Raw genomic sequence first — 8,240 nt, 5'->3', positions numbered from 1 at the left:
GGGCGTGGCCGGCACCTGGAAGGACTTGACCGACAACGTGAATTTCATGGCCGGTAACCTGACCAGCCAGGTGCGCAACATCGCCGACGTGACCAAGGCTGTGGCGGCCGGTGACCTCTCCAAGAAAATCACGGTGGACGTGAAGGGCGAAATCCTGGAACTGAAAAACACCATCAACACCATGGTGGACCAGTTGCGCTCGTTTGCTTCGGAAGTGACCCGGGTGGCGCGCGAAGTGGGCACCGAGGGCAAGCTAGGCGGCCAGGCCGATGTGCAAGGCGTGGCCGGCACCTGGAAAGACTTGACCGACAACGTGAACTTCATGGCCGGCAACCTGACCAGCCAGGTGCGCGGCATTGCGCGTGTGGTGACGGCGGTGGCCAACGGCGACCTGGAGCGCAAGCTGACCGTGGAGGCCAAGGGCGAGATCGCCGCCCTGGCCGACACCATCAACGGCATGACGGACACGCTGGCCACTTTTGCCGACCAGGTGACGTCGGTGGCACGCGAGGTGGGGGTCGAGGGCAAGCTGGGCGGCCAGGCCAAGGTGCCGGGCGCGGCCGGCACCTGGAAGGGCCTGACCGAAAACGTCAACCAGCTGGCCGCCAACCTGACGACCCAGGTGCGCGCCATTGCCGAGGTGGCGACGGCCGTGACGCAGGGCGACTTGACGCGTTCCATCACGGTGGAGGCGCTGGGTGAGGTGGCCGCGCTCAAGGACACCATCAATGAAATGATCCGCAACCTCAAGGACACCACCCAGGTCAACACCGAGCAGGACTGGCTCAAAACCAACCTGGCCAAGTTCAGCCGCATGCTGCAGGGCCAGAAAGACCTGGTGGCCGTGGGCCACCTGATCCTGTCGGAGCTCGCGCCCGTGGTGGGTGCCCAGCAGGCCGAGTTTTATGTGCTGAGCTACACGCAGGAAAGGCCGCGCCTGCGCCTCATGGCCAGCTACGCCTCCGACGGGCAGGGCGCTTACGGCAAGGAAATCGACCTGGGCCAGGGCCTGATAGGCCAGTGCGCCTTCGACAAGCAGAAGATATTGCTGACCTCCTCCATGCCGCAGGGGCTCAGGATATCGTCAGGCCTCACCGAGGTGGCGCCCATGGATATCCTGGTGCTGCCCATCATCTTCGAGGGCCAGGTCCGGGGCGTGGTGGAACTCGCCTCGGTCGAGCGCTTCAACCCCACGCACCAGGCCTTCCTGGACCAGCTCACGGAGAGTATCGGCATCGTGATCAACACGATTGAAGCCAATATGCGCACTGAAGACCTGCTGACCCAGTCGCAGTCCCTGGCGCAGGAGCTGCAAAGCCGGCAGGAAGAACTGCAGCAGACCAACGAGGAGCTGCAGGAAAAAGCCCATCTGCTGGTCCAGCAGAACGATGAGGTGGAGCGCAAGAACCAGGAGGTCGAGCAGGCCCGCCAGGCGCTCGAAGAAAAAGCCAAGCAGCTGTCGCTGACCTCCAAGTACAAGTCGGAGTTCCTGGCCAATATGTCGCACGAGCTGCGCACGCCGCTCAACAGCCTGCTGATCCTGTCCGACCAACTGTGCAAGAACTCGGAAGGCAACCTGACCGCCCGGCAGGTCGAGTTCTCCAAGACCATCCATTCATCCGGCAACGATTTGCTGATGCTGATCAACGACATCCTGGACCTGTCCAAGATCGAGTCGGGCACGGTGGTGGTGGACGTCAACGAGCTGCGGCTGTCCGACCTGCAGATGTATGTGGAGCGCACCTTCCGCCACGTGGCCGAGGCCAAGAGCGTGGACTTCCTGATCACCACCGGGCTGCAACTGCCGGTGTCCATGGTGACCGACGTCAAGCGCCTGCAGCAGATCCTGAAAAACCTGCTGTCCAACGCCTTCAAGTTCACCCATCAGGGCCATGTGGCCCTGGCCATCGAGGAGGCTTTTACCGGCTGGAGCACTGACCACGAGGAACTCAACCGTGCCCAGCAGGTGCTGGCGTTTTCCGTCACCGACACCGGCATAGGCATTTCCGCCGACAAGCAGCAGATCATTTTTGAGGCCTTCCAGCAGGCCGACGGCAGTACCAGCCGCAAATACGGTGGCACCGGCCTGGGCCTGGCCATCAGCCGTGAACTCTCGCGCCTGCTGGGCGGTGAGATACGCCTGTCCAGCGCGCCGGGCGAGGGCAGCAGCTTTGTGCTCTACCTGCCGCTGACCTACTCCACGTCGCGCGGCGCGCGCAAGCCCGGCGGCAGCGCCGAACTGCGCATCGAATCCGGCGCGCCCGTCAGCCGCCTGGGCTTTGAAAAGCCGCAAGCCGCTTTCGACGACTCCGTTCTGTCCCTGGAGGCCCACGTCCCGGCCAATGAGGCCGCGGACGACAGGCACAACATACAGCCCGGCGATTTTGTGCTGCTGATTGTCGAAAACGACCTGGCCTTTGCCAGCTTTTTGCTCGATGCCGCACGCGCCAAGGGCTTCAAGGGGCTGGTGACCTCGCTGGGCGCCGGCGCGCTGACGCTGGCCGCCGAGTTCAAGCCCTCGGCCATCACTCTGGACATGCACCTGCCGGACATGGAAGGCTGGCGCGTGCTTGAGCGCATCAAGCAGGACTTCAGCGTGCGCCACATCCCGGTCTGCGTCATCTCCACGGACGATTCCCAGGAGCGTGCCTACCGCAGCGGCGCCATGGCTTTCATCGCCAAGCCGATACCGTCCAAGGAAGTGCTCGACGAGATGCTGGACCAGTTGCGCAGCTATGTGTCGCGTCCGGTGCGGCATGTGCTCGTCGCCCTGAAGGACGAGGCCTTGCGCGCCGAGGTCACCGGCCTGCTGGGCCATAGCCACATCCTGTGCATGGCGGCGCCTTCGCTGGCGAACGTCAAGCCCGAGGATTTCGCCCGCTTTGAATGCGCCATCACCGATGAGCCCTCGCTGGCGGAAGGCTTCGAGCAGGTGCGCCATACCTTGCCTACTGCCTCGGTGCTCGGGCCGCTGCCGGTGGTGGTCTGGCGTGAAGGGCCGATCGACGCGCTGCACCAGCCCGCCTGGCAGGCGCGCGACGGCTACCTGTTCCGCGAGGCCAGGTCCATCCCCCGGCTGCTGGACCTGGCCCTGCATGCCCTGCACCTGAACGAAGCGCGCATGACGGAGCGGCAGCGCGGCACACTGAAGACCCTGCACGACGCCAACAAGTCGCTCGCGGGCAAACGGGTGCTGATCGTCGACGACGACATGCGCAACATCTTCGCCCTGGCCACCGTGCTGGAGGAAGAGGGCATGGACATCGTCTGGGCCGACAACGGCCATGACGCCATCGCCAAGGTCGCCGCCGACCCCAAGCTCAGCGTGGTGCTGATGGACATCATGATGCCGGTGATGGACGGCCTGGTCACCATGCAGGAAATCCGCAAGCTGCCGGCCGGCAAGACCCTGCCCATGATCGCGGTCACGGCCAAGGCCATGAAGGGCGACCGCGAGAAATGCATTGAGGCGGGCGCCTGGGATTACCTTTCCAAACCGGTCAACACGGAGAACCTGCTCGCCGTGCTGCGTGCCTGGTTGCCCCGGTGAGCGCCGTTCTTACCATGCCGCAGGAGGCGGCAAGCATGCTCAACCAGGACCCGGTCAACATCCTGATCGTCGACGACCTGCCCGAAAAGCACGTCGTCATGACCAGCATCCTGGAGGAACTCGGGCAGAACCTCGTCAGCGCCCGTTCGGGCCGGGAGGCCCTGCGGCTGATCCTGGAGATGGAGTTCGCCGTCATCCTGCTGGACGTGAACATGCCCGACATCGACGGGCTGGAAACCGCCAGCCTGATACGGCAATACAAAAAAACTTCGCAGACGCCCATCCTGTTCATCACGGCCTACGTCGACGAGGAGCAGGCCGCCAAGGGCTATGCGCTGGGCGCGGTGGACTACATCTCGTCCCCGGTCGTGCCCGGCGTGCTGCGCTCCAAGGTCAAGGTCTTCGTCGACCTGCACCGCATGAACCTGCAGCTGCAGCAGCAGGCGGTCCAGCGCGAGGCATTGGCACGCTCCGAGGCGGCGCGCACCGCAGCCGAAGATGCGACGCGGCGCGCCGCCTACCTGGCCGACGCCAGCCAGCGCCTGGCGATGTCCCTCAACATCGACGCCACGGCCCACGCGCTGGCGGACATCGCCGTGCCCGGCCTGGGCGACATGGCGGCGGTTGCCCTGGTCGACGGCCACGGAGCGCTGCATTGCCGCTGCCTGAAGATTTCAGGGAGCGCGGACCCTGCCGTGGGGCCTGTCCTGCTGGAATGCCAGCGCGAGCTGAGCCCCTCCATGGCGGACATGGTTCGCGGCGCCATGCATTCGCGAAAAATTTCTTTCCTGCCCGCGACCGAGCTGTGCGTTTCGGCGCCCGAGACTGAGCCGCCCGCTGAATGGCCCAGCTTCCCGGCCGACCATGACGAGATGGCCGTCTGCCCGCTGGTAGCCGGTGAGCAGCAACTGGGCGCGCTGATCCTGTTCGGCAGGGCCGGCGGCTTCGCGCAGGCCGATGCCGCGCTGCTCAGCGAAGTGGTGGGGCGCGCTTCCATCGCCATGGAAAACGCCAGGCTCTACACGCTGGTGCAGGAAGCCGACCGCCGCAAGAACGAGTTCCTCGCGATGCTGGCGCATGAGCTGCGCAACCCGCTGGCGCCCATACGCAACGCGGTGCACATCATCCACGGCGCCCAGGTGGCCGACCCCACCGTGGCCTGGGCACGCGATGTGATTGCCCGCCAGGTGGACCACATGTCCCGGATGGTGGACGACCTGCTGGACGTGTCGCGCATCGTGCGCGGCAAGGTGACCGTGCACATGGAGCCCATGCTGTTGTCCACCTTGTGCGAGCGCGCCGTCGAGGCCAGCAGTCCCCTGCTGGCTGCTCGCCAGCAGGAGCTCCTGGTCAACATCCCCCATGACGCGGTGGTCCTGCAGGGCGACCTGGTGCGCCTGTCGCAGGTGCTGTCCAACCTGCTGAACAATGCCTCCAAATTCACCGACCCGGGGGGCAAGATCAGCCTGCTTGCCTCGCTCAAGGGCGACGAGTTGAGCATCACCGTCGCCGACACCGGGCAGGGCATTGAAGCCGAATTCCTGCCGCACATCTTTGACCTGTTCGCCCAGGGCGACCAGGCGCTGGACCGCGCCCAGGGCGGCCTGGGCATAGGCCTGACGCTGGTCAAGCACCTGGTGCAGCTTCACAAGGGCAGGGTGGAGGCGCACAGCGAAGGCCGCGGCAAAGGCTGCCGGCTTTCCGTGTATTTCCCGGCCCGTGTGGTGGCTGCGGGCGCTGCCCTTCCCACCGACCACATCCCCAAACTCGCCAGGCCGGCGCCGGCGGCCTCCCGCAAAATCCTGGTCGTTGACGACCTGCCGGCTTCGGCCGACACGCTCAAGGTCCTGCTCGAACTCGAGGGCTATGTGGTCAGGGTCGCGAACGACGGCGCGGCGGCGCTCGAGGTGGCCCGGGAATTCGCGCCCGACGTGCTCATCCTCGACATCGGCCTGCCGGGCATGGATGGCTTTGAAGTGGCGCGCCAGTTGCGCAGCCGTCCCGAATCCCGGGATGCGCTGCTGATCGCCTTGACGGGATACGGTGAGGCCGAGAGCCGCCTGAAGTCGCAGAGCGCGGGCTTCGACCATCACGTGGTCAAGCCCGCCGACATCGACTACCTGCTGTCCATCGTCTGCCAGGCGCCCGCAGTGCGGAACTGGCCGGATGACGCGCAGGGGGTGGCGCCAAGTTCCGGCACGGCTGCGTCCGCAATATCTCCGGCAGGGTCTTCACCTCACTGAGCTTGTCCGTCGCCAGCGCGATGACGGCCAACACTGCCGGCGGCGTTACCTGGCGGCGATTGCTTCGGTTTCGCGGGGTTGCCAACCGCCTCCCAGCGCCCTGAAAGCCGCAACCGCCGCGCGCGCGGATTCGGTTTGTGCCTGTGCCCGCGTATCGGAAGCGCGCAACAGGTTTTCGTCCGCCTGCAAAACCTCGGCGAGGCTGACAACCCCCTTCTGGTAGGCCGCGAATGACGCACCTCTGGCCCGGCCCAGCGAGTCCACACCCTGGGTGAGCAGGCCGGCCTGGTCTTCGCGTTTGACCAGAGCGGATAAGGCGTTTTCCACGTCCTCCGTCGCGCGCAGCACCGCCAGCTTGTAAGCGGCCAAGGCCTCGGCTTCCTGGCCCTTGGCCAGGTCGATCTGCGCGTTGATGCGGCCGAAATCAAACAAGCGCCAGCGCAGGCCCAGCACGCCGGCGGCCTGGCTGGAGCCGTCGGTGAACAGCCTGCCGCCGGGCCGCGATGTCGCGCTACCGACCAATCCGCTCAAGGACAGCTTGGGGTAGTACTCGGCAACCGCCACGCCGATGCGTGCGTTCGATGCAGCCAGGCGGCGCTCGGCCACGATCAGGTCGGGCCGGCGCCTGAGCAGGTCGCCGGGTGTGCCGCTGGCGGCGATTCGCGGGGCGGCCGGGATAGCGCCGGCGTTTGCCAGCTCCGCCCGATGCGTGCCGGGCGATGTGCCCAGCATCACATCCAGCGCGTTCATGGCCGTCTCCAGCCCGGCTTCAAGCACAGGCACCGAGGCTTTCACCTGGGCCAGCGCGCCTTCGGCCTGCCGCACTTGCAGCTCGGCCGCCAGGCCCTTGCCATAGAGCTGGTTGATGATGGCGAGCAGGTCCTGTTGCGTCTGCACTTGCTTGCGCGCAATCTCGAGGCGGGCCTGCATGCCGCGGATGCCGATGTAGACGTCGGCGGTTTGCGCCGCTACCGCCAGGCGTACCGCCGAGGAGCCGGCCTCCGAAGCCTGGTAGTCGGCAAGCGCTGCTTGGCGCCCACGGCGCAGGCCGCCGAACAGGTCCAGCTCCCAACTGCCCCCCAGATTGGCCTCATAAGACCTGCCGAAGCGGTCGAAATTCGGCTGCGAATTCAGGATCTGACCCAGGGGGGTTTCAATCGACTGGTAGGCGCGTGTTCCCTGGGCGCTCAGGTTGCCGGAGGGCAGCAGTGCGGCATTTGCGGCCCCCAGCCCTGCACGCGCCTGGGTCACCCGGGCGCTCGCCTGCGCAAGGTCCAGGTTCTGCGCCAGTGCCAGTTTGATGAAGCGGCTCAGTTGCGCATCGCCAAAGCCTTCCCACCAGGTGACGAGGCCGGCATCGGCGGTGGCCTGCCGTTGCTCCAGGGCTTTCTGGCCCAGGTAGTGATCCGGCAGGGGTGTGTCGGGCCGGGCGTAATCGGGCCCGACCGCACAACCGGCCGAGAGGCTGGCGATGGCCAGCACGATGAGACTGCGTTTGATTGACATGGCATCTTCCGCGGAGTGAAGTGAGGTGAGGTGAGGTGAAAAAACGAGCGTGAAAGGATGAATCTGATAAAACCGTTGTGACTATATTACAATATGGTCACTCATTGTGCAAGCCGGCGGCAAGAGGTAAGCTCTCCCCATGACCAAAGCAAGCACCTCCCCGGCGCCGGCCCGGGGCCCCGCCGACCACGAAGTCCGGGACCAGATCGTCCAGGCCGCCACCCAGCACTTCCGCCTCTACGGCTACGAAAAAACCACGGTTTCCGATCTGGCCAAGGCCATAGGCTTTTCCAAGGCCTATATCTACAAGTTCTTCGAATCCAAGCAAGCCATCGGCGAACTCATCTGCGCCAATTGCCTGAGTGAAATCGAAACCGATATCAGGGCGGCCATAGACGGCGTGGATCGTCCGCCGGAGAAGCTCAGGCGCATGTTCAAGGCGATGGTCGAGTCAAGCCTTCGCTTGTTTTTTGAGGATCGCAAGCTCTATGACATCGCAGCCTCGGCCGCCAGCGGCCGGTGGGAGGCGGTGCGTGCCTTCGAACTGCACATGCAGTCCATGGTGCAGGACGTGTTGCGCCTGGGACGGGAGAGCGAAGACTTCGAGCGAAAGACGCCGCTCGATGAGACCACGGCTGCGGTGTGCCTCGTCATGCGGCCTTACCTGAACCCCTTGCTCCTGCAATACAGCCTGGATTCCACCGAGGAGGCGCCGGCCCAGCTTTCCAGCCTGGTGCTTCGCAGCTTGTCGCCTTAGAGCCTGTTCAATGTCTAAACGGGGCCGCGTTGGGGTGCAATCGGGATGAGTGGGCCGACCGGGCATGCCGCATGGGCTCATGCCCATGCAAGGGACCGGGTGGCTCAATCGCGCGATTTCACCCCAACCCGGAGGGCAAGCGCCTTCTCGGGCGGTCTGCGGCGTTGCGGCGCTTGCCCATAGC

General features: G+C 65.3%; 4 protein-coding genes. 3 read left to right on the top strand and 1 reads right to left on the bottom strand.

What is annotated here, in order from left to right:
* Together AC1DXS_RS24520 and AC1DXS_RS24515 are read left to right on the top strand one after the other, a co-directional pair.
* A partial coding sequence (locus tag AC1DXS_RS24520) for a response regulator (protein WP_477740049.1) occupies positions 1-3,550 on the top strand: 3,550 nt, incomplete at its 5' end.
* The gene (locus AC1DXS_RS24515) at positions 3,547-5,793 is read left to right on the top strand and encodes a response regulator (protein ID WP_477740048.1); all 2,247 of its coding nucleotides are present in this window, start codon (positions 3,547-3,549) and stop codon (positions 5,791-5,793) included. The genes AC1DXS_RS24520 and AC1DXS_RS24515, both read left to right, overlap by 4 nt.
* Positions 5,794-5,838: 45 nt before the next feature.
* Here the strand turns inward: AC1DXS_RS24515 and AC1DXS_RS24510 are convergent, their stop codons facing one another.
* Positions 5,839-7,299: an efflux transporter outer membrane subunit gene (locus AC1DXS_RS24510; protein WP_477740047.1), complete on the bottom strand. Its 1,461-nt coding sequence runs from the start codon at positions 7,297-7,299 to the stop codon at positions 5,839-5,841.
* A 139-nt stretch (positions 7,300-7,438) separates the two neighbouring features.
* Here AC1DXS_RS24510 and AC1DXS_RS24505 point away from each other — a divergent pair, with 139 nt between their 5' ends.
* Positions 7,439-8,056, top strand: coding sequence for a TetR/AcrR family transcriptional regulator (locus tag AC1DXS_RS24505; protein ID WP_477740046.1), 618 nt, complete (start codon positions 7,439-7,441; stop codon positions 8,054-8,056).
* Positions 8,057-8,240 lie beyond the last annotated feature (184 nt).

The organism is Polaromonas sp. P3_B1 (assembly GCF_056402935.1).
This window is presented reverse-complemented; position numbering and strand designations above follow the sequence as displayed.